A 19592-nucleotide genomic window follows, 5' to 3' on the forward strand; every position below is an offset into this window, starting at 1 on the left:
AGTCCAGAAAGAGAACCGCCGTAAGCCCTTCAGCCAGGATTTCGCCTGAGCCAGTTGTCGAGTGCACGAAGTCGGCGCTCCGCCTCGGTGTCCCCGGCGTCAGCTGCCTTGCGGTACCAGTCGGCAGCCATGTCCGGGTCGGGGGTTATGCCGATAGCACCGATCTCCCGCTGTACCAAAGGGTCGTAAGTCTTGGCAAGGCCGGTGGCCCCCTGGGCGCTCCCGGACGAGGTGACACTGCTGTAGAACAACCGAGCGCCCGCAATGTCGCCGCTCTGGAGCAGACCGTTGCCGCGCCGCAGAAGCCGTTCCTGCGCCGCCGTGACGGTAAGCGACAGCGATGGCGGTGAAGGGCGGGCATCAGGCTGAAGCGTTCGTGCAGCCGATTGATGTGCGGCCTGCTGCTCTGCGGCGGCCCGTTCCTCCTGCGCCCGCTGCTCGGCGGCCTGCTGCTCTGCGGCGGCCCGTTCCTCCTGCGCCCGCTGCTCGGCGGCCCGCTGCTCTGCGGCGGCCCGTTCCTCCTGCGCCCGCCGCTCGGCCGCCCGCTGCTCTGCGGCGGCCCGTTCCTCCTGCGCCCGCTGCTCGGCCGCCCGCTGCTCGGCGGCGGCCCGTTCCTCCTGCGCCCGCCGCTCGGCCGCCTGCTGCTCTGCGGCGGCCCGTTCCTCCTGCGCGCGCCGCTCGGCCGCCTGCTGCTCTGCGGCGGCCCTTTCCTCCTGCGCGCGCCGCTCGGCCGCCTGCTGCTCTGCGGCGGTCCGTTCCTCCTGCGCCCGCCGCTCGGCCGCCCGCTGCTCTGCGGCGGTTCGTTCCTCCTGCGCCCGCCGCTCGGCGGCCCGCTGCTCTGCGGCGGCCCGCTCCTCCTGCGCCCGCCGCTCGGCGGCCCGCTGCTCTGCGGCGGCCCGCTCCTCCTGCGCCCGCTGCTCGGCGGCCCGCTCCTCCTGCGCCCGCCGCTCGGCGGCCCGCTGCTCTGCGGCGGCCCGTTCCTCCGCCGCCCGCCGCTCGGCGGCCCGCTGCTCGGCGGCCTGCTGCTCTGCGGCGGCCCGTTCCTCCTGCGCCCGCCGCTCGGCGGCCCGCTGCTCGGCGGCCTGCTGCTCTGCGGCGGCCCGTTCCTCCTGCGCCCGCCGCTCGGCGGCCCGCTGCTCGGCGGCCTGCTGCTCGGCGGCGGCCCGTTCCTCCGCCGCCCGCCGCTCGGCGGCCTGCTGCTCGGCGGCGGCCCGTTCCTCCGCCGCCCGCCGCTCGGCGGCCTGCTGCTCTGCGGCGGCCTGTTCCTCCTGCGCGCGCCGCTCGGCGGCCCGCTCCTCTGCGGCGGCCCGTTCCTCCGCCGCCCGCCGCTCGGCGGCCTGCTGCTCGGCGGCCTGTTCCTCCGCCGCCCGCTCCGAGTTCTCCGGCTCTGTTCGCACCAGTTCCGAATCGGTCAAACCTTGATCGGCGGCTGCCGACTCGTCAGTTCCAGGATTCTGATCGATGGAGCTTCCCGCCTGCAATGGCGGTGCGGCAGCTCGCTCGCGTTCAGGCGCAGGTTGTGCGTCCGGGGATACCGACCCTTCCGGCGACGGCTTCTCCGCCATCTGCGATGAGATCGGAATTTCAGCATCTTCGGTCACAGGATCTTCCGCCAAGCGCTCCTCCATGACAGGCGGCAAGGCGGGTGCCAGCAACTCCTCCGACGGCGATGAATACCTGGGTTCCGAAGCAGCCGGCGGCAGCTCCCGGATCGCCGGTTCGGAGGACAAGCGTGTCGGCATCTGCGCGGGATGCGATGCCGCCTCGTGGATGATCATTGTCATGATCGCCGAGGCCACTCTGTCTCCGCCCGCCGATTCCGCATGCACCGTCAAGGTGCCGAAGCCGGCACCGCTCCTGGGAACAATGACCGTCAGCCCGGACAGCTGGGTCGGTGACAGCTGCCAGCGGCCCTCGACGACCTCGGTGCCGACAGACAGCCTGGCATCGGGCGGCAGGCCGACAAGGATGATTCGGTCGGCCTCGGCATCAGGCCGTAGCGTGATCGACAAGGGAATATGCGTGTCGATCAGCCCCTCCGCGGTTTCCACCGACAGCGGCGCCGCCATGGTCTCGACTATCTCGGCCATGGTCTCCGGCCGGGCATCAGCGAACGGCTGGGCTTGTGCCGCCAGCCCGGCCGTTCCCATCAAGGCCCCGGCCGACAGGAGGCCGGCAGCGGCCGCCCTCCGGGCCGATGGCAACGGCTTCCGCTTTGTCAGGTCACGTTCCGTCATGTCCTCCCCCTTGCTCGTGATTGCCGTAACTCCAGAAGCGCGGTCCGCCCGCTCCGGGAAGTGATCACATTTGCAGGAAAGCGGGGCTCCGGTGCAGGTGCGCAGAGGGATCACCCTTTTCAGCTTCCGGACGTGGGGGCCGCGGCAGACCGCCCCTCGAGACACGGGCCGGCTTGATGACGATCCAACCAGTCGGCGGGTGCCCCCGGATGGGAGCTTCCCGAGCCCTGCACTCGGCGGGGTCCGCCTGCCCGTCATACGGCTTCCCACATTGCGCAGCCCCATGCGATGCGCATTGTCAATCATCACCGAAAGACGGATGGGCCATGTCCGGCACCTACAAAGTGCGCATGAACTCGGTGATAAACACGATGGCTACGTCTTAGGTTGACTAAGCCCAGCGGCGCTTTGACTTGAATCTCGATTAAAGCCAGCCTGAACTCACCGGCAAGAAACGCCGGCCTAAACAAAGTCAATGGAGGCAATGATGTTTTATTACGATATCCCGGACTTCGAGACTGACTCCGACATCGAGATCGACTTCGACGCTGACATCAATTTCGACACCGAAATCAAGCTCGACGTCTACAAGGACGTGGATGTCGACGTGAAGGTGGAAACCGATGTCGAGGGCAACTCGGCCTTCCTCGTGGCGGACGTCCAGGCGATCGGCAAGGACACCTATGTGCAGGTCGACACCGCCGTGATGACCATCGAGGACCAGCTGTCGAGCGTTACGGTCTCTGCGGAATCCGTCGTCGGCTGACTGTGGACGGCGGTGTAAAGCCACCGTCGGCCATCACTGGCACACCGGCCGTCCATGTTCAGAAGCGTCAGGCTGTTTCAGCCGAGCAATCTTCATAACATGGCGGCCGGTAGGCTAAGATGAGCTTTGCCAGAAAGCCGCAGTGACTTCATCCATCGCACGGAGGCTCCGATGTCATTCTCATACTACTCCATTCCAAGTTTTGAATATGACAGCAATCTGGAAATTGACTTCAGCGCAGACATAAAGTTCGACACCGACATCACGTTGGACGTCTACAAGGAAGTCGATGTCGATGTCGACATCAACACGTATGTCGAAGGCAACTCGGCCTTCCTCGTCGCCGACGTTCAGGCGATCGGCAAGGATACCTTCGTGGAAGTCGACGCCTCCGTGGTGACTATCGAGAACCAATTGTCGAGCATCACGCTGCACGCCGTGTCGATTGTCAATTGACGCCCAGGAACCGGCAACCGTCCTGAACTCGGCGATGGTCCAGGAGCGACATCCGATCAGGAGACGTGACTCGACGGGCTTTCGTGCCCACTGCGGCAACGTCAAGACAATGGAGAGGGATCAATGCTGTTCTCCGCCAGTTTCACCAGCATCAATGGGAACACCGAAGGCGCCATCGAGTGGCGCGGCATCGACACGATCTCTTCGACCCTTACCGTGGCAGGCGTCGATATTCCCATCACCGAGGACCCTGGCATCGTAACCTTCGAACTCGAAGGAAAGACCTTGATCGATTTCGCGACCGGCGAGCTTCCATTGTTCACCGATCCGCCCTACGCCGATCCGCCCTACGCCGATCCGGCCGAGGAAAGCCTGCCACCGGCCGACCCGCAGGAGTTCTCGCCCTTCGCGTTCCAGGTCCCATTGATCAGTCTGGACTTCCTGTTCTGAAACGAACGGCCGGCCTCAGGCATCCAGGAGCGAAGATGCCGCGTGCCGATCATACTTTCGGGACGGGGACGGGCCTGGAAGCGGCAAGTCCGAGTTTCATGCGCGGTCGAAGACTGTCCCGTCCGATATCCTAAATCCGGGATGACAAAAATGCAGATCGATGTTCTGGACGATGTCGGATCGCTGGCCCGGGTCAGAGAGAATTGGGATGAGGTCTATGCCTCGGATCCGGAAGCGCAGTTCTTCCTGTCCTGGGGCTGGATCGCTGCCGGCGTCGTGGACACCAAGGCATCATGGCTCGTGCTCGCGGCCCGCCCGTCCGAGGACGACCCCGATTACGTCGCCTTCTTCGCCATCAGGATCGGCACCGAGAGGAAGGAGGGCGGCTTCCACAACGAGATTGCCCTGGGCCCGCTCCGTCTTTCAGATTACAAGGGAATGATCTGCAAGCCGGAATTTGAGGACGCGGCGATCCCAGCCTTCGCTGAGCATGTCCGGAAACTTCATTGGGCCAGCATGATCCTGGAGGGCTTTGCCGCATCGGATCGGCGGATCGGCCTTTTCCTGAAGACATTCCGCGCAGAAGAGTTCACGATAAGGGAATTCGAAAGTATAGACAAATACAGTGGAGTTAACAATGATATTTGTCCTTATATAAAATTGCCAAATGATTGGGATCTTTACCTGAATGACTATGTCAGTGCCAATACAAGGCAAAAGGTAAAACGATTCCTGAAGAAAGTCGACGGCGGCGAGTTCAGAATCACTCATGCGGATGAAGACACCGTCAGGCAGGATCTCAAAATTCTCCTGGGCTTCTGGACGACGAAATGGGGTGACCGCAAGGGCGACCGGCTCAAGTCCATCTTGAAGACGACCCACACCATGCTGCTGCGCAGCTTCGAGGGTGGATCGCTGTTCCTGCCGGTTCTCTGGAAAGAGGACAGGCCTCTCGGGGCGTTGGCATTCCTCACGGATCGGGTGAAGGGGGCGCTGCTTTTTCACAGCGCCGGCCGCGACGAAACATTCACAAGCCCGCCGCCGGGTTTCATCCTTCATGCCTACAGCATCAGATATGCGATTGCCCAAGGTTTCCGAACCTATGATTTCCTGCGCGGAAACGAACCTTACAAATACATGTATGGTGCGCAGGAGCAACGCATCAGGACCATCGTCATCAGCACGAGGGACGGGCGCAATCTCGGCGGCACGCTTGACCGCAGGAGCCTGCCCTATGCTTTCCAGTGCACGGCCGCGCTCCACCAAGCCGGCCGGCTTGCCGACGCCGAAGACGGCTATCGCCAGATCCTCGAGGCCGATCCGCGTTTCAGTCCAGCGCTCTACAGCCTTGGTCAGGTGCTTGCCGCCCGGGGGAGCCACGCCGCTGCCGCGGAGACCTTCAGGACGCTGCTGGCTGTCAAGCCCCGTTCCCACAAAGGGTGGTTCAGACTGGCGAAGTCACTGCGGGCGCTGGGGGATACGGACGGCGCGGTGAGTTGCTGCCGGAATGCGGTGGCGTTGGAACCCGGGTTTCACGATGCCGCGGCATTCCTGGCCGAACTCACGTCGCAGGTGGGCGGTCCGGCGCTCAGCCGTGACCTGGTTGACGCCGACTGATCCCGAACCCGCTGCATAGGTTGCCGTCATCCTTCCAGCCGATGCTCTCGGCAATGGTCCATCGGGTTCGTTGCGTCCCGGATGATCATGCCGATCATATCGCTGGATACGTCCTGCGTCCGCACCGCGGGAGCAGCAGCGGAGGCCGGGGCCTCTTCCTCCTCTTTGCAGCGAAGCTGACCGGGCCTGCGACCGGGATTGCCTAACCGCCCCGAACCCGTAATCCTTGCCGGCAGGACTTGGACGACAAGCCAACCAGCAAAGAGGGACGTCGTGACAGAAAACCTTCCGGAACTCCGGCTGACGGCCGAGCACCTCCACCTGACCGAGGCGGACGCGGAAAGGCTGCTGGAGGGGCGCCGCCTCCGGCGCGGCGAGCGGGTGATGGATCCCAAGGCTCAGGTGGTCGGCGAGGTGATCAAGCAGCTGCGCTCTCCCGATGCCTTGCCGACGCCCCAGGAGTCGCGCGGCCAGTTCCGGAAAATGGTCGAGCTGCTCGACGAACCCCCGCCGGCTTCGGTCGCCGTTTCCGACCTGGCCTGCCCCGGTCCGGCGGGACCGGTACCGTTGCGGCTCTATGCGCCCGAGGGCACGGGACCCCGTCCCCTGCTGCTGTATCTCCACGGCGGAGGATGGATCCAGGGGGGCTTGGAAACCCATCACGGCGCTTGCGGGAAGCTGGCCGCTTGGTCGGGATGCCTGGTCCTTGCCGTCGATTACCGGCTGGCGCCCGAGCACAGGTTTCCGGCTGGGCTGGAGGACTGCCTGGCGGCATGGCGCTGGCTCGCCGGAAACGCGGCCACGCTCGGCGCAGACCCGGAGCGGCTGGCGGTCGGCGGAGATTCCGCGGGGGGCAATCTGGCAGCGGCGGTCTGCCAGATCCTGTCCGCCGGCGGCGAGCCAGGCCCCGCGGCCCAGCTGCTGATCTATCCCTCCCTGGACCTGGGCTGGCAGCTGCCCTCGCACCGGGAACTGGCCGACGCCTACATCCTGCCCCGGATCCGGGTCCGGTGGTACACCGAGCTGTACCTGTCGGCGCCGGAGCAGGCGGCCGATGTCCGCGTATCTCCCCTCTGGGCCCGCGACCTGCAGGGGCAGCCCCCGGCCATGGTCGTCACGGCCGGCTTCGATCCGCTGCTCGATGATGGCCGCCGCTATGCCGACCGCCTGGAGGCGGCGGGGGTGCCGGTGGCCTACCGCGAGTTTCCCGGCCAGATCCACGCCTTCATCTCCCTCACGCGCGTCATCCCGCAGGGCAACGAGTGCCTGCGGGAAATGGCGGGCTGGCTGAGATCCAGTCTCGGGTGACGGCCCGGTCAGGGACGGGAGGCGCGGGGGAGGGGGCGTTCAGGTCGGAAGGCAGCGGATGTTCATGCCTGCCCGTCGCCGGTCATGTCGCACCAGAGATAGACCTCCGCGAAGTCCAGCGACATGCCGATCGATTCGAGCCTGACCCGGCCGGCGACGGTCTTCGGCTCGCCATGGACCACCTCGCCGACGATGATCTCGGGATCTTCCGGCCAGATGCCGTCGACCCGCCTCCAGACTTCGGCCAGCGCCTCGGCCTGATGGAACAGGACGATCTCGCGCACCGAGTCCAGCGAGGTGAAGCGCGCGATGTTGTCCCGCGTCTCGTCCTGGTTGGTCGAGAGGATCTCGATGATGAGAACGGGATCCGGGATGAAGACGTCTCCCGCCCGGTTGGGCTTGCAGGTGACCGTGATGTCGGTCTTGCGATGGTTGTAGGTGGAGCGGATGCGAGGCTTTACGCAGCCCTTGGTCGCGACCCGGCAGGGAATGCGTTCCGCCCTCAGGCCCGCTCTAAGGAACGAGCGGATTTCGCCTGCGATGTTGCTCTGCATCGTGGCGTGCTTGTCCGTATGGGGCGACATCAGGCGCGGCACGCCTTCAACGAGTTCGTAGCGCCCGTCGTCCCACTCCAGGAACTCCGTGACGGTCATCGGCCGGCCTCTGTAAGCAGCGGTCATGCCCATTCCTTCCGCCTCGCCGGAACGAGTATGCCACCGATCGCGGCGGGCCCGCCAGCGCCGGAACGGCCGGACCTCCTGGTCCGGCCGGCTGAAGCTCCGTCAGTCCTCCCACTCCTGCAGCCGGGCGAGATCCTCCTCGACCATGTCGGTGACCAAGCGGTCGTCCTGGCCGAGCTGGAGCCGGTCGAGCGGCACCACGACCTGCTTGTCGCCGATGCCCAGCGTGCCGCCGAACTCCACGGCGACGGCGCTGATCCGGCCGCTCGCGTCGCCCAGAACCTCCTCGACCTCGCCGATCTTGTCGCCGCCGGTGTTGTAGACGTCCATGTCCTCCAGGTCGTCGATCGAGCGGCCCTGCCAGTTCACGTCCGTCCGGTCGTCGTCGAGTTCGACCAGGCCGCCGGAATTGGCGCCCGGGGCCGCGGTCTGGGCGAGGACGGCTGCCGGCATCGTCAGTGCAGCGGCGACGGTCAAGATGGCAACGCGCTTCAACATGGTGAATTTCTCCTGGTCTGGGTCTGCCGTTCCGGCCGCATGATAAAGTAAAACCCGCGAAGTATTCTCTGTACTTCATCGGCGGCTGGAAGCCGATCACTTCAACACGGAAGTCATGATATGGTTCCAAAGCAGACGCCGGGTGAACGGCGGCCCGTAATTCAGGAATATGTTGACGACCCCGAACCGGAAGCCCCCCGGATCTGCGGGTGATTACATGCCGCGCCTGCCATCGCACCCCTTCGACCGTCCGCTTCCGGGCTATCGGGACATGCCGGCGCCCGGCCCGGGCGATGACCGGAACCATCCGCCATGCCGGGATTTCAGGATCCGTGGGTCCGGTCGTAACCGTTGATCGGGGGAGACCTCCAGCCGCGCGGCGGTGCGGCCGGCCTGAAGACTTCCACGAGCAGGGGATGGCACGCGGCGGCGTCGCTCGAATGCTCGGCGCCGCAGTCTCCGCCGGGGCAGGCGGACAGGGCGCCGAGCAGGTCGATCTCGGCAAAGAATTCGAGGAAGTCGCCCGGCCTCACCGGTGTCGCCTTCATGAAATACTGGCCGGTATCGCGGGTGAAACCCGTGCACATGAAGACGTTCAGCACATCGTGCACCGCCGGCTCCACACTCTCGCGGGGGCGGCCCAGCCTGTCGGCGAGGGCGCGCGTCAGGTTCGAGTGGCAGCAATGGTGATAGTCCCCGCCAGCGAGAAGCCGGTGGGTGTAGGGATCGCATCGTGTCCCGATCACGTCGTGGACCGATCCGCCCCATTCGTCGAAGCCGTACCAGTCGAGGGTATCCTCCGTGATCGTCGCCATCGGCCGCAGGTAGGGGAGGCACGACCACAGCCGGTCCCCGGTCGACAGGTGCGTGCCGTGGAGTGCCCGCGTCTTGCCCGAGAAGAACCGTTCCTGGAGATTTTCCGCCGACCAGAGATTGAGATCCCCGACCTGCGGACCCCCGACGCTGACGATGCGGAAGAAGCACCCCGCGGGAACGTCGAAGCATCGGGCCTCGCGCGGCGGGACGACGGTTTCGGACAGCTTTTCCCAACCCTCCCGCGCGGTGCGGTAGGACGCCAGGTCCGGCGGAGCCAGGCTGTCCACCGGGTAGCAGATCACGGGCCGGACCTTCCGGCGCTCCTTCGCGTCGCCGGGTTCGGAATGCTCGTGGTTTTCCAGCTTCATGAAGGCTCTCCAGGTTCCCGGGGCCGGTCGCGCAGGGGTGGGGCAGGGGGGGGCAGGGGAGAGGCGGGCGCCGGCCCGATGCCCGGGAGCACCATGGCATGTCCGGAGAGCCTCCGAAAGTGCCGAAAGGCGGTGCCCGTCACCGTGGCCGCGGGTCAGAACAGCCTGGCCAACGGGGTGTCCGGGTCCACTCCCAGGAGGGTGATCGATTGGGTTCCCTGCTGAAGCACCATGTCGCCGGCAGGGGTCTGCGCCACCTTCAGGTCGCTCGGGGAGACCGAGGCATCCAGCTTGATGTGGTCCATGCCCGGCTTGAACCCGACGACCAGGTCGTTGCCGTGGTTCGCCACGAAGGTGAAGGTGTCGGCGCCGGCGCCGCCGGTCAGCATGTTGTCCAGGCCGTTGTCGACCACCACCGAGCCCGCGGACGCCGAGATCACCAGGTTCTCGACGTTGGCGGCCAGGGTGTAGCCGGTGGCGTAGACCTGAGCCGTGTCCCGGCCTTCGCCGGCCTTCTCCACGACGACGTCGAGCCTGGAGCCGATGACATAGTGGTCGTCGCCCGCCAAGCCCGCCATGGTATCGGCCCCCGAGCGGCCGTCGATGCGATCATGGCCGGAGGTTCCGGTCAGCTTGTCCGCCGCGGCGGTGCCGGTGACGGTGCCCGTGGCGGCGGCCCCGGCCTTCCAGTCGAAGGTGCGGCTGTCGATCGGCAGGGCGGGCGGGACGGGCGCGGGCTGGGCCGTGGAGGCGCCGTACATCACCAGCCCGTCCGGACCGGCCTTGGACCCGTCGAAGGTCCCGCCGACCTTGTTGCCGGTATTGACGCTGACCGCCCCGGACTTGGCCGACAGCCAGGAGGATTTGGACACGATGTTATCGATCAGCTGGACGTTTTTGCTGGCATAGCCCAGGTTGTCGGTGCCGACATTGACCACCGAGCCCGGGCCGGAGGACGCCAAGTAGTTGCCCTTGATGACGCTGTCGATGGCTCCATAGGCGTTGACGGCGTGCTTGGAGGCGGTATCCACCTTGTTGCCGGAGACGGTGAAGCCCTTGGCCTCGTAGCGGAGCGTGCCGGGCCAGGTCGAGCCCTGGTTGCCGGCGAAGCCGCCGACCAGGATGCCGTCGGGCACCTGGTAGAGATGGTTGTTCAGGATCTTGACGTTTTCCGAACCGGCCTTGGCGACGATGCCGGAAAGCCCGACGACATCGTAGACCTTGTTGTGGGCGATGATGCCGTTCCGCATGTAGACGTCGTCGATGCCCTCCTCGCCGCGGATCCCGTAGACGGTGTTGCCGGTGACCGCCGAGTTGACGGTCTGGGCCGTCTTGATGCCGTCCGTGGTCTGGCCGTGGACGATGTTCTGCTCGATCACGATGTTGTTGGCGAAATCGGTGAGCGATGTGCCGCCCTGGGTGATCTTGACGCCCTCGGTGCCGCCGATCAGCTCGAAACCCTTGATGACGATGTTGTCCGGCCCGTAGCCGTAGATCGCCGGCAGGCCGGGGTTGGCCGCCTTGATGTCGGCCTTTCCCTGGCCGTCGGCCGAGACGATCCAGATCGGCTTGTCGGCGGTGCCGCTGACGCCGATCTTGACGTTCTCGGCATAGACCCCTTCCTTGACCATCACGGCGGTGCCGGGCTTCGCCTTGGACACGGCGGCCTGGATGGTCCTGAACGGCGATGAGGCGGTCCCGGTCCCGGCATCGCTGCCGCCGGGCGATACCCATAGGAAGGCTGTGGGCTTGGCCGTCTCGTAGGGGACCACGCTGGCCGCCGCGGTGGAGATGGAGGTGGCGCTGTAGGGCATCGGGGAAGACCTTTGATCATCAAAAGAGGTACCCATTTGGATGATCAAAGGGCGGCGTGTCGTCAAACCCGAACGTTCCGCGCAGCTAAACCATTTCTGTGACACGGGGACAAATACAGGGCGTTTACTTATTCTTTACTTAGGCGTTTTCTTGAACGTTCCTGCTTGGGCGAGCGAATCGGGTCGCTCAGGCACCTTCGGGAATGCGGGCGATGACCTTGATCTCGAAATCGAAGCCCGCCAGCCAGTTCACTCCCACCGCCGTCCAGTTCGGATAAGGCGGCCCACCGATGGCTTTCTCGCGCACCGCCATGACGGTCTCGATCTGGGCAGCCGGGTCGGTATGGAAGGTGGTGACGTCCACGACGTCTTCGAGGGTGCAACCGGCGGCCTCGAGGACGTTCACGAGATTGTCGAAAGCCGTTCGCACCTGTTGCTCGAAGTCGGGCTCCGGTGATCCGTCCGGGCGGCTGCCGACCTGGCCCGAGACGAACAGGAAATCGCCTGAGCGGATCGCCGCCGAGTAGCGGTGCATCTCGTAAAGCGCGTGGCGATTGGCCGGAACGATGGCTTCGCGTCGGGTCATTGTCTTGTTCCTCATTGCGGAAGGGCGGCCCATCCAACGTGGACCGGCCAACTTTTGATTTCACGGTCGGGACGTGGGTTGATATGCGCCCCGTATGTGAACTACATCATGCATACGGCCCGTATGTCAACATCCACATACGAGGCGTATGTGGATTGAGGGGGGATACAAGTGGCCGGTAAGCGACGTTCCGAAATGATGGAGGAGACCCGCGCCAAATTGATCAAGTCCGCGCGCGAGGCCTTTGCCGAAAAGGGGTATGCGGCCGCCTCGATGGATGAGTTGACGGCCAGGGCCGGGCTGACGCGCGGGGCGCTCTACCACAACTTCGGGGACAAGCGGGGGCTTCTGCAGGCGGTGGTCAGCCAGATGGACGCGGAGATGGCGGCGCGTGCCGGCGCCGCCGGCGAGCGGGCCGGGAACGGCTGGGAGGCGTTGCTGGCGGAGGGCGCCGCCTACATCGAGATGGCGCTGGAACCCGAGGTCCAGCGTATCGTGCTGCTCGACGGCCCGGCGTTCCTGGGCGATCCGTCGCAGTGGCCCAGCCAGGACAGCTGCCTCCGGACGACGCTGCATAAGGTGGAGGAACTGATCGCGCAGGGAATCGTCAAGCCCGTGGACGCCGAAGCGGCGGCCCGGCTTCTGAACGGGGCGGCGCTGAACGCCGCGCTCTGGGTGGCCGCCAGCGACCATCCGGAGGATGTCCTTCCCAAGGCCGTCGAGGCGTTCCGGTTCCTGGCCGGAGGACTCCTGGCGGCCCCGGGCTGACGCTTGCGCCGGTGGCCGGCGCCCCGCCTGCCCGGAAGTCCCCGCATCCTGGTGTTAACTCGTTTCAGGCTCGCCGGAATCGGCTGCGCCATTTGCGGTCCGGGACCGCCTCATTAGGGTGAGTCGGGACATCCTCAAAGGATAGTTTTTAGACTAATCCACTCTATTTCCGGACCGCCGGAGCCGGTGGATACAATTTTGCAGGTGGACGCCGAGGCAATGGACGCACAGATCTCCGCTCGCGATCATATCGATTTGCATGCCAATCAGCATCCGATGGAGTTTTTCGACGAATTCAAGACGGCGGAGGCATACGGCCTGCACCTCATGCACAGCCATGCCTACAGGGAAGCCGCCGCGCTGGTGCCCGCCGGCCGGGTGCTCGACCTGGGCTGCAACAACGGCTACGGCTCCTTCGAGCTGAGCCGGCATGGCCACCGGGTCGTCGGCGTCGATGTCTCCGCCGAGGCCCTCGACGATGCGAGGAGGCGCTTCAGCGCCGACAATCTCGACTACAGGCAGGTGAGCGGACAGGATCTGCCGTTCGAGGCGGACAGCTTCGACCTGATCACCAGCTTCCAGGTGATCGAGCATATCGTCGAGATGGAGCCCTACCTGCGAGAGATCCGCCGCGTCCTGAAGCCGGGCGGCCTCGCGGTCTTCACGACCCCGAACGCCAGGATCAGGCTGGATCCCGGGATGCGGCCCTGGAACCGGTTCCATGTCCAGGAGTTCACGCCGGAACACCTTAAGGAGACCGTGGCGCCGTTCTTCGCCGAGGTGCGGATCAGGGGGCTGTACGCGTCGGAGGAGCTCTACGCGACGGAGTTCAACCGTTGCCAGCGAGCCCTGACGCAGGCGCGCGAGGCGCAGCGCGCCGGCCGGCCGGCCGCGCAGCCGGTCCCGGAGCCGATCCGCGACGCGATCGCGGCCGCGGTGAAGGCGGTCCTGCCGGCGCGGGCCGTCGAGTATATCCGCACCAGGCGGGACGGCGCGCCGGCCGCCGGCGGCCCGGCCAAGGGCACCCTGACGCCGGCCGACAGGAAAAGGCTGGCCGGCGGGAGCATCTACTACCGTGACGACGGCCTCGACAAGGCGCTGGACCTGATGGCGGTCTGCCGGCGGTGACGAGCCTTCGACCGAAGCCCGCTCCTATCCCATCGGGGATGACATGAAGATCGGCATGATATCCACCGAATTCCCGCCGGCGATCGGCGGCATGCAGGTGATGGCGTTCAACCTGGCGCAGGGGCTGTCCCGGCGCCACGACCTCGTCGTGTACACGCGCGGGAACCAGGGGTATCCGGCGCCGGGCCTGTCCACCGAACCGGTCCTCGCCGCCGACATCGGGCACGACCTGCGGCCACTGGCGGCGGCCGATGCCGACGTCGATGTCTGGCTGGCGATGAATGCCGGGTACGGCGCGCTCGCGGGCCGGCTTCGGAAGCCGATGGCGGTGGTCTGCAACGGCAACGACTTCCTGACGCCCTGGGTGATCGATTATCCCCGCCAGATCGACTTGCTGGAGGGGAAGCCCCATGTCTGGCGGTATGCCCATCCCCTCAGGCAGGCGTGGCGCCGACGGGTCCTCCGCGAGGGGCTTTCCCGCGCCGCCGCCGTGCTGCCCATCAGCGAGCATTCCAGGAACCTGGTCGTCCGAAGGTTCGGCCTCGGCATCGAGCGGACCGTCATCGTCCATCCCGGGGTCGAGGACAAGTTCTTCCAGACCCGGACGCCTGCCGCCGGCGGAACCCTCAGGCTCCTGACGGTATCCAGGCTGGATACCCATAACCGGCGCAAGAACGTCGACGGCGTCCTGCGCGCCGTCGGTATGCTTAGGCGCGAGACGGACATCCGATACACGGTGGTGGGCGACGGAAACGACAGGCTCCGCCTGGAGGCCCTGGCCGGCGAGCTGGGGATCGGGGACGTGGTGGACTTCACGGGACGGGCGGATGAGGCCCGGCTCCTCGCCGCCTACCGCGACGCCGACCTGTTCGTCCTGGCGGGCAACGCCTCGGAGACCGACGTCGAGGGATTCGGTATCGTCTATATCGAGGCCATCGCGGGCGGGGTCCCGGTGCTGTGCAGCCGGAGCGGCGGAGCCGTCGACGCCGTGCGGGACGGCGAGACCGGGATACTGATCGGGGAGTCGGATCCCCGATCCATCGCCGAGGGGATCCGGCGCTTCCAGGCGGCCCGGTCCAGGTTCGAGCCGGCCAGGATCAGCGCCTACGCGGAGAGGTTCCGATGGGGTGCCGCGATCGACCGGGTCGAGACCGTGCTGATGTCCCTGGCCCGGGGCGGCGCCGCGCGGGACGCCGGACTTTCCGCGGGCATGCCGGCCGGCGATGCGCGCCGGGCCGAGAGCGTGGGGATGACCTGAATGTCCGTCCGCCGCTCGCTCTTCATCCAGTTCCTCAACAGCTACAGCGCCGCCGGCATATCCTTCGTCTCCATCATCATCCTGGCGCGCCTGCTCACGCCCCAGGAGATCGGCATCTTCTCGGTATGCATGGCGTTCGTGGGATTCCTGCATACCCTGCGGGATTTCGGGATCGGGGCCTATCTCCTGCAGGAGAGGAATCTGGATGCCGGGATCCTGCGGAGCGCCTACGGGCTGGCGCTCCTGTTCGGCTGGACGGCCGCCGCCGTGCTGGCCCTGTCCAGCGGGCTGGTGGCCGATTTCTTCAACGAGCCGGGCGTCAGGTCCGTGACCCTGGTCCTGGCGGTCAATTTCCTGCTGATCCCGCTGGGCAGCTTGGCGATCCCCCTGTTGAAGCGCGACATGCTCTTCGTGAGCATCATGAAGATCAACGTCGCGGTGAGCTTCGCCTATGCCCTGTCCACGATCCTGTTCGCCCTGCTCGGCGCGGGGTACATGAGCATGGCCTGGGGGACCCTGGTCGGCACCGTGGTGAACGTGGCGGGCAGCCTGGCGGCCCGTCCGGACCTGATCGGGATACGCCCGAGCCTGCGGCACGCCCGGCGGATCGTCTCGTTCGGCGCCTACTCCGTGGGCTCGAACTTCATCGTGGCCTTCGGCCCCAACGGGACGGAGATCGTCATCGGCCGCATGCTGGGGCTCAGCGCCGTGGCCCTGCTGGGCAAGGGCCGCAGCCTGATCACGCTGTTCCAGCAGGCGATCATGGCCTTCATCATGCCGGTGGCGGGCGCCCTGTTCGCGCGCCAGTCGCGCGATGGAAGCGATGTGGGCAAGTCCTTCCTGCAAGTGCTCGGCCTCCTGACCGCGATCGGCTGGCCGAGCTACATCTTCATGGGCTTCATGGCCTTCCCGATCATCGACATCCTGTTCGGGGACCAGTGGTATGCCGCGGTGCCGGTGGCGCAGATCTTCTGCGTCGCCTACGGCATCGCGCTGCTCCACAGCATGAACAACATGACGTTGGAGGCCTGCGGGCACGCCAGGGCGGCCTTCCGCTACCAGATCATCCTCTATCCGCCCACGTTCCTTATGGTCATCGCCGCCGCTCCCTTCGGCCTCGTGGCCGTGGCCGGCACGACCATCCTCTCCGCCACGGCCGGCCTGGTCCTGTCCTACATGTTCCTGGGCAAGGTCATCAATGTCCGGGCAGGGCAGGTCGCCCGGGCGGTGCGCAAGAGCGCGCTGGTCGCCGCCATCACCTCCGTCCCCCCGGCGGCGGTCTATTTCTGGGGCGGCATCGGCCCGGGAAACACCGTCGTTCCGCTTCTCGGCGCCGCCGTCATGACGGGCCTGGTCTGGCTGGCCGCCGTCTTCGCCACCGATCACGAGATCAAGCAGGAGATCCTGAGGCTGATGCGGAGCGCCATCGAGCAGATGCGCAGGGTGGCGGGCACGGCGGCATGAGGGGGTTCGACGGGTAAGGAAGCCGGTCCGCCGAAGCCGGGAGCCCCATGTCGGCCCGCGATCCGACGCCACGCCGGAGGAGCTCGCCGGGAATCCGCTCTTTCGGGGAAATCCGCGGACCGGCTGACGTCGAACGCCGGTCCGGCTGTTGACACCCCCGACAACCCTGAACCGGAGACATGATGGAAGCCTCGAAACGGATCGCCCTGGTCGCCCATGATTCCATGAAGGACCAGCTCCTCGCCTGGGTCCGGCACAATTCCGGGACCCTCACGGCGCACCAGCTCTGGTCCACCGGGACGACCGGGACCAAGATCAAGGAGGCATGCCCCGAACTCCGGGTGACCGCCCTGAAGTCCGGCCCGCTCGGCGGCGACCAGCAGGTCGGCGCCATGATCGCGGACGGCGCCCTCGACATCCTGCTGTTCTTCACCGACGCCCTGTCGCCCCACCCGCACGACGCCGACGTCCAGGCGCTCACCCGCCTCTCGACGCTCTACAACGTAGCCCTGGCGACCAACCGCACGACGGCCGACTTCCTGATCACCTCGCCTTTCTTCGGAAAGCCCTTCCAGCCCACCGGCGGCGGCGACGGGGAGCCTGCCGATCCGGACGCGCAGCGCTGACGCCCGGGGATTCCGGACCGGGAGGGTCCTTCAGGTCGATCGGTCCTCCCGGGGGTTCGGCGCCTGGCGTCTAAGCCCCGTTGCGTCCTCCGATCGCCGCCTCCAGCGCCGCGGCGAGGCTGGCCATCCCGTAGGGTTTCGCGATGACCTGGATACCCTCCCTGATGGCATCGCCGGCCGACGCCTCGAAGCCCGTCGTGAGCAGCACGGGAAGGTCCGGCCGGCGGAGCCCGAGTTCACGCGCCAGGGCGACGCCGCTCATGCCGCCGGGCATCATGACGTCGGAGAACACCGCGTCGACCGCGCGGCCGTCCGCCAGGGCGCCGAGCGCCGCCGCGCCGCTCGCGACCCGCGTCACCTCGTAGCCCAGCGAGGTCAGCATCTCCTCGGCCAGCGCCGCGACCTCGTCGCTGTCCTCCACCAGCAGGACATGACCCGGCGCCGCGGCCTCCCGCGGCACTCCGGGGTCGACAAGGCGGCGGGCCGGCAGGGCCGGGCTCTTCTCCGACCTTGGCAGCAGCACCATCACGGTGGTGCCCCGGCCGGGAGCGGTGTCGAGTGCCGACCGGCCGCCCGAGGCCTGCGCGAAGCCGAACACCTGGGCCAGGCCGAGGCCCGATCCCTTGCCCACGTCCTTGGTCGTGAAGAACGGCTCGAACACGCGGGCCGCGACCTCGGGCGTCATCCCGGTCCCGTCGTCGGTGACGCTCAGCCGGACGAAGTCGCCGCGCAGGCCGCCGTCGTCCAGGCCAGGAGCGTTCACTGCCTGGATGGTGATCATGCCGCCATCCGGCATGGCATCTCGGGCATTGACGCAGAGGTTCAACACGACGAGCTCCAGTTCGCCCGGGTCCGCCTCGACGGGCCACAGGCCGGGCGGGAAGCGGGTCTCGATCCGGATGTCGCCCCGCAGCGAGCGGTCGAGCAACTCGCGCATGCCGTCGATCCGCCATGCCAGGTCGACCGGCTCGGACCGGAGCGGCTGGCGGCGCGAGAACGCCAGCAGCTGGCGGGTGAGGGAAGCGCCGCGCTCGACGGCCTGGTGCATGCCGTCTAGCAGCCGCTGGCGGCGGGCCGGATCCATCTGCCGGTCGAGCATGCCGAGCCCGCCCGAGAGAACCTGGAGCAGGTTGTTGAAATCGTGGGCCACGCCGCCGGTGAGCTGGCCGATGGCGTCCATCTTCTGGACCTGGCGCAGCTGCTCGGAGGCGCGCCTCTGCTCGCTGACGTCGCGCCCTTCGGCGATGAGGTGGTATGGCCGGCCGGCGCCGTCGAGAACCGGCTTGACCGAGAAATCGACGACCGCGCGCACGTCGCCCGCTCCGCGCATCTCGTGCTCCCCGCGCACCACCTCGCCGGCCGCGGCCCGCCGGACCGCGTCGCGGACCACCGCCTGGAGCGCCGGATCGTCGCGCATCGGCGCGGCGAGCCAGAACGGCCGCCCGACGATGTCCTCCGGCCCGATCCTGCTCCAGGCCATGGCGGTCTGGTTCACCTCCTCGACCGTGCCGTCCGGCGTGAGCAGTGCCATGAACTGGAAGGCGGAGTCGAAGATGGTCCGGAAACGCCGCTCGCTTTCGGCAAGGGCCTCGGTGCGTTCCGCCACCCGCCGCTCCAGCTCGTCGCGGGCCAGCTTCGCGTCGGTGATGTCCAGGTTGCAGCCGGTGTAGCCGAGGAACTCGCCGTGGTCGTCGAAGCGGGGGACGCCCTCGCACCGCAGCCAGCGAACCCGGGCATGGCGGTCCAGGACCCGGGTCTCGTGCCGGAACGGCGCCCTGGCCCGGAAGGCCGCGGAGAAGGCCCTGGTGTGCGGCTCCAGGTCCTCCGGCAGGACGATCTTGGCCCAGCCGTCGCCGAGCATGTCGGCGGCCGGCCGGCCGAACAGGTAGTCGTAGTGCATGTTGGCGAAGGTGAGGCTCCCCTGGACATCCGTCATCCAGATCAGGGCCGGCGCCGAATCAGCCATGTGCCGGAACCGCGCCTCGCTTTCCCGCAGCGCCGCCTCGACCCGCCGGCGATCGGTCAGGTCGGTCGAAACCGCGATCACCGACACCGGCCGTCCCGCGTCGTCGCGGATCGCGCTGACGCTGTTGTCGACCCACACGGTAGAGCCGTCCGGCCTCACATAGCGCTTCTGGATCTCGAACGCCTCGCCGCCGTCCACAAGGCGCCGGTAGAAGGCGGCGTTGCGCGGCAGGTCGTCGGGATGCGTGACGTCGTGCATGCGCAGGCCGAGCAGTTCCCCGCGCGGGCGGCCGACAACCTGGCAGTAGCGGTCGTTGACGGCGAGGAAACGACCGTCGGGGGCGCAGATCGCGAGGCCGGCGGTGGCCTGCTCGAAGAAGGCCAGGATCTGCCGCTCGCGTGTCCTCAACTCCGCCTCCATGCGGCGGTGCCCGGTGACGTCGCGGCAGATCGCGGAGACGCCGACGATCGATCCGTCGCCGACCTGCATCGGCGCGAGTGTCACCGCCACGTCGACAAGGCGGCCGTCCCGGCGCCGGCCGGCCGTCTCGAAGCTTATGGTCTCTCCCCGCGTCACTTGGTCGAAGCGCCGCCGGAAGGCGTCGGCATCGGCGTCCGGCATCAGAAACCCCGCCGGTTTTCCGACCGCTTCTTCCGACGTGCAGGCGAAGATATGCTCCGCCCCGGGATTCCAGGTCAGGATGGTGCCGTCGGGGGCGAAGCTGATGATGCCGTCGGGGGATGAGGCGACGACGGCGGCAAGATGCGCGTTGGCGACCTTCATCGC

General features: G+C 67.0%; 17 protein-coding genes and 1 pseudogene. 10 read left to right on the forward strand and 8 right to left on the reverse strand.

Annotation, left to right across the window (positions count from 1 at the left end):
* Positions 1-29: 29 nt before the first annotated feature.
* Positions 30-2237 (reverse strand): SEL1-like repeat protein, encoded by a 2208-nt coding sequence (locus JL100_RS30635; protein ID WP_202683110.1) that lies wholly within the window; start codon positions 2235-2237, stop codon positions 30-32.
* A gap of 487 nt (positions 2238-2724) precedes the next feature.
* Here JL100_RS30635 and JL100_RS30640 point away from each other — a divergent pair, with 487 nt between their 5' ends.
* The 5 genes from JL100_RS30640 (at position 2725) to JL100_RS30660 (ending at position 6834) form a co-directional block, all read left to right on the forward strand.
* Positions 2725-3003, forward strand: coding sequence for a hypothetical protein (locus JL100_RS30640; protein ID WP_202683111.1), 279 nt, complete (start codon positions 2725-2727; stop codon positions 3001-3003).
* 171 nt (positions 3004-3174) lie between these two features.
* Complete coding sequence (locus JL100_RS30645; RefSeq protein WP_202683112.1) at positions 3175-3459, forward strand: hypothetical protein; 285 nt, start codon at positions 3175-3177, stop codon at positions 3457-3459.
* 123 nt (positions 3460-3582) lie between these two features.
* A complete protein-coding gene (locus JL100_RS30650; protein WP_202683113.1) occupies positions 3583-3909 on the forward strand; it encodes a hypothetical protein in 327 nt (108 codons plus the stop codon).
* A 150-nt stretch (positions 3910-4059) separates the two neighbouring features.
* Complete coding sequence (locus JL100_RS30655; RefSeq protein ID WP_202683114.1) at positions 4060-5526, forward strand: GNAT family N-acetyltransferase; 1467 nt, start codon at positions 4060-4062, stop codon at positions 5524-5526.
* 273 nt (positions 5527-5799) lie between these two features.
* Positions 5800-6834 (forward strand): alpha/beta hydrolase, encoded by a 1035-nt coding sequence (locus JL100_RS30660; RefSeq protein ID WP_202683115.1) that lies wholly within the window; start codon positions 5800-5802, stop codon positions 6832-6834.
* A gap of 62 nt (positions 6835-6896) precedes the next feature.
* Here the strand turns inward: JL100_RS30660 and JL100_RS30665 are convergent, their stop codons facing one another.
* From JL100_RS30665 to JL100_RS30685, 5 genes are all read right to left on the reverse strand, one after another.
* A complete protein-coding gene (locus JL100_RS30665) occupies positions 6897-7514 on the reverse strand; it encodes a Uma2 family endonuclease (protein WP_202683116.1) in 618 nt (205 codons plus the stop codon).
* A gap of 102 nt (positions 7515-7616) precedes the next feature.
* Positions 7617-8012 (reverse strand): PRC-barrel domain-containing protein, encoded by a 396-nt coding sequence (locus tag JL100_RS30670; RefSeq protein WP_202683117.1) that lies wholly within the window; start codon positions 8010-8012, stop codon positions 7617-7619.
* A gap of 323 nt (positions 8013-8335) precedes the next feature.
* Positions 8336-9196 carry an urea carboxylase-associated family protein gene (locus JL100_RS30675; RefSeq protein WP_202683118.1) on the reverse strand — a complete coding sequence of 287 codons (861 nt, stop codon included), beginning with the start codon at positions 9194-9196 and terminating at the stop codon, positions 8336-8338.
* 155 nt (positions 9197-9351) lie between these two features.
* On the reverse strand, positions 9352-11010 hold the full coding sequence (locus tag JL100_RS30680) for a right-handed parallel beta-helix repeat-containing protein (protein WP_202683119.1): 1659 nt from the start codon (positions 11008-11010) through the stop codon (positions 9352-9354).
* Between the two features lie 187 nt (positions 11011-11197).
* A complete protein-coding gene (locus JL100_RS30685; RefSeq protein WP_202683120.1) occupies positions 11198-11596 on the reverse strand; it encodes a RidA family protein in 399 nt (132 codons plus the stop codon).
* Between the two features lie 195 nt (positions 11597-11791).
* On the opposite strand from JL100_RS30685, the gene JL100_RS30690 reads away from it, so the two are divergent.
* The 5 genes from JL100_RS30690 to JL100_RS30710 all read left to right on the forward strand — a co-directional run bounded on the left by JL100_RS30690 (position 11792) and on the right by JL100_RS30710 (position 16840).
* The gene (locus JL100_RS30690; protein WP_228421638.1) at positions 11792-12364 is read left to right on the forward strand and encodes a TetR/AcrR family transcriptional regulator; all 573 of its coding nucleotides are present in this window, start codon (positions 11792-11794) and stop codon (positions 12362-12364) included.
* A 276-nt stretch (positions 12365-12640) separates the two neighbouring features.
* Positions 12641-13492 (forward strand): class I SAM-dependent methyltransferase, encoded by an 852-nt coding sequence (locus JL100_RS30695; protein ID WP_202683122.1) that lies wholly within the window; start codon positions 12641-12643, stop codon positions 13490-13492.
* A gap of 55 nt (positions 13493-13547) precedes the next feature.
* Positions 13548-14750 carry a glycosyltransferase family 4 protein gene (locus tag JL100_RS30700; RefSeq protein WP_202683123.1) on the forward strand — a complete coding sequence of 401 codons (1203 nt, stop codon included), beginning with the start codon at positions 13548-13550 and terminating at the stop codon, positions 14748-14750.
* Complete coding sequence (locus JL100_RS30705) at positions 14751-16214, forward strand: lipopolysaccharide biosynthesis protein (protein WP_202683124.1); 1464 nt, start codon at positions 14751-14753, stop codon at positions 16212-16214.
* Between the two features lie 182 nt (positions 16215-16396).
* Complete coding sequence (locus JL100_RS30710) at positions 16397-16840, forward strand: methylglyoxal synthase (protein WP_202683125.1); 444 nt, start codon at positions 16397-16399, stop codon at positions 16838-16840.
* A 70-nt stretch (positions 16841-16910) separates the two neighbouring features.
* Here the strand turns inward: JL100_RS30710 and JL100_RS30715 are convergent, their stop codons facing one another.
* A complete protein-coding gene (locus JL100_RS30715) occupies positions 16911-18446 on the reverse strand; it encodes an ATP-binding protein (RefSeq protein ID WP_228421671.1) in 1536 nt (511 codons plus the stop codon).
* Positions 18447-18467: 21 nt separating this feature from the next.
* Positions 18468-19589, reverse strand: a pseudogene (locus JL100_RS30720) (PAS domain-containing protein); the annotation flags it as partial.
* Positions 19590-19592 lie beyond the last annotated feature (3 nt).

The organism is Skermanella mucosa (assembly GCF_016765655.2).
Lineage (GTDB): Bacteria > Pseudomonadota > Alphaproteobacteria > Azospirillales > Azospirillaceae > Skermanella > Skermanella mucosa.

What these genes read in the sequence shown, in the direction of transcription:
- JL100_RS30670 (WP_202683117.1), bottom strand. Translation starts at nt 8,012, where the DNA reads ATGTTGAAGCGCGTTGCCATCTTGACCGTCGCCGCTGCACTGACGATG.
- JL100_RS30680 (WP_202683119.1), bottom strand. Translation starts at nt 11,010, where the DNA reads ATGCCCTACAGCGCCACCTCCATCTCCACCGCGGCGGCCAGCGTGGTC.
- JL100_RS30655 (WP_202683114.1), top strand. Translation starts at nt 4,060, where the DNA reads ATGCAGATCGATGTTCTGGACGATGTCGGATCGCTGGCCCGGGTCAGA.
- JL100_RS30675 (WP_202683118.1), bottom strand. Translation starts at nt 9,196, where the DNA reads ATGAAGCTGGAAAACCACGAGCATTCCGAACCCGGCGACGCGAAGGAG.
- JL100_RS30640 (WP_202683111.1), top strand. Translation starts at nt 2,725, where the DNA reads ATGTTTTATTACGATATCCCGGACTTCGAGACTGACTCCGACATCGAG.
- JL100_RS30635 (WP_202683110.1), bottom strand. Translation starts at nt 2,237, where the DNA reads ATGACGGAACGTGACCTGACAAAGCGGAAGCCGTTGCCATCGGCCCGG.
- JL100_RS30665 (WP_202683116.1), bottom strand. Translation starts at nt 7,514, where the DNA reads ATGACCGCTGCTTACAGAGGCCGGCCGATGACCGTCACGGAGTTCCTG.
- JL100_RS30705 (WP_202683124.1), top strand. Translation starts at nt 14,751, where the DNA reads ATGTCCGTCCGCCGCTCGCTCTTCATCCAGTTCCTCAACAGCTACAGC.
- JL100_RS30695 (WP_202683122.1), top strand. Translation starts at nt 12,641, where the DNA reads ATGGAGTTTTTCGACGAATTCAAGACGGCGGAGGCATACGGCCTGCAC.
- JL100_RS30690 (WP_228421638.1), top strand. Translation starts at nt 11,792, where the DNA reads ATGATGGAGGAGACCCGCGCCAAATTGATCAAGTCCGCGCGCGAGGCC.
- JL100_RS30685 (WP_202683120.1), bottom strand. Translation starts at nt 11,596, where the DNA reads ATGACCCGACGCGAAGCCATCGTTCCGGCCAATCGCCACGCGCTTTAC.
- JL100_RS30650 (WP_202683113.1), top strand. Translation starts at nt 3,583, where the DNA reads ATGCTGTTCTCCGCCAGTTTCACCAGCATCAATGGGAACACCGAAGGC.
- JL100_RS30710 (WP_202683125.1), top strand. Translation starts at nt 16,397, where the DNA reads ATGGAAGCCTCGAAACGGATCGCCCTGGTCGCCCATGATTCCATGAAG.
- JL100_RS30700 (WP_202683123.1), top strand. Translation starts at nt 13,548, where the DNA reads ATGATATCCACCGAATTCCCGCCGGCGATCGGCGGCATGCAGGTGATG.
- JL100_RS30645 (WP_202683112.1), top strand. Translation starts at nt 3,175, where the DNA reads ATGTCATTCTCATACTACTCCATTCCAAGTTTTGAATATGACAGCAAT.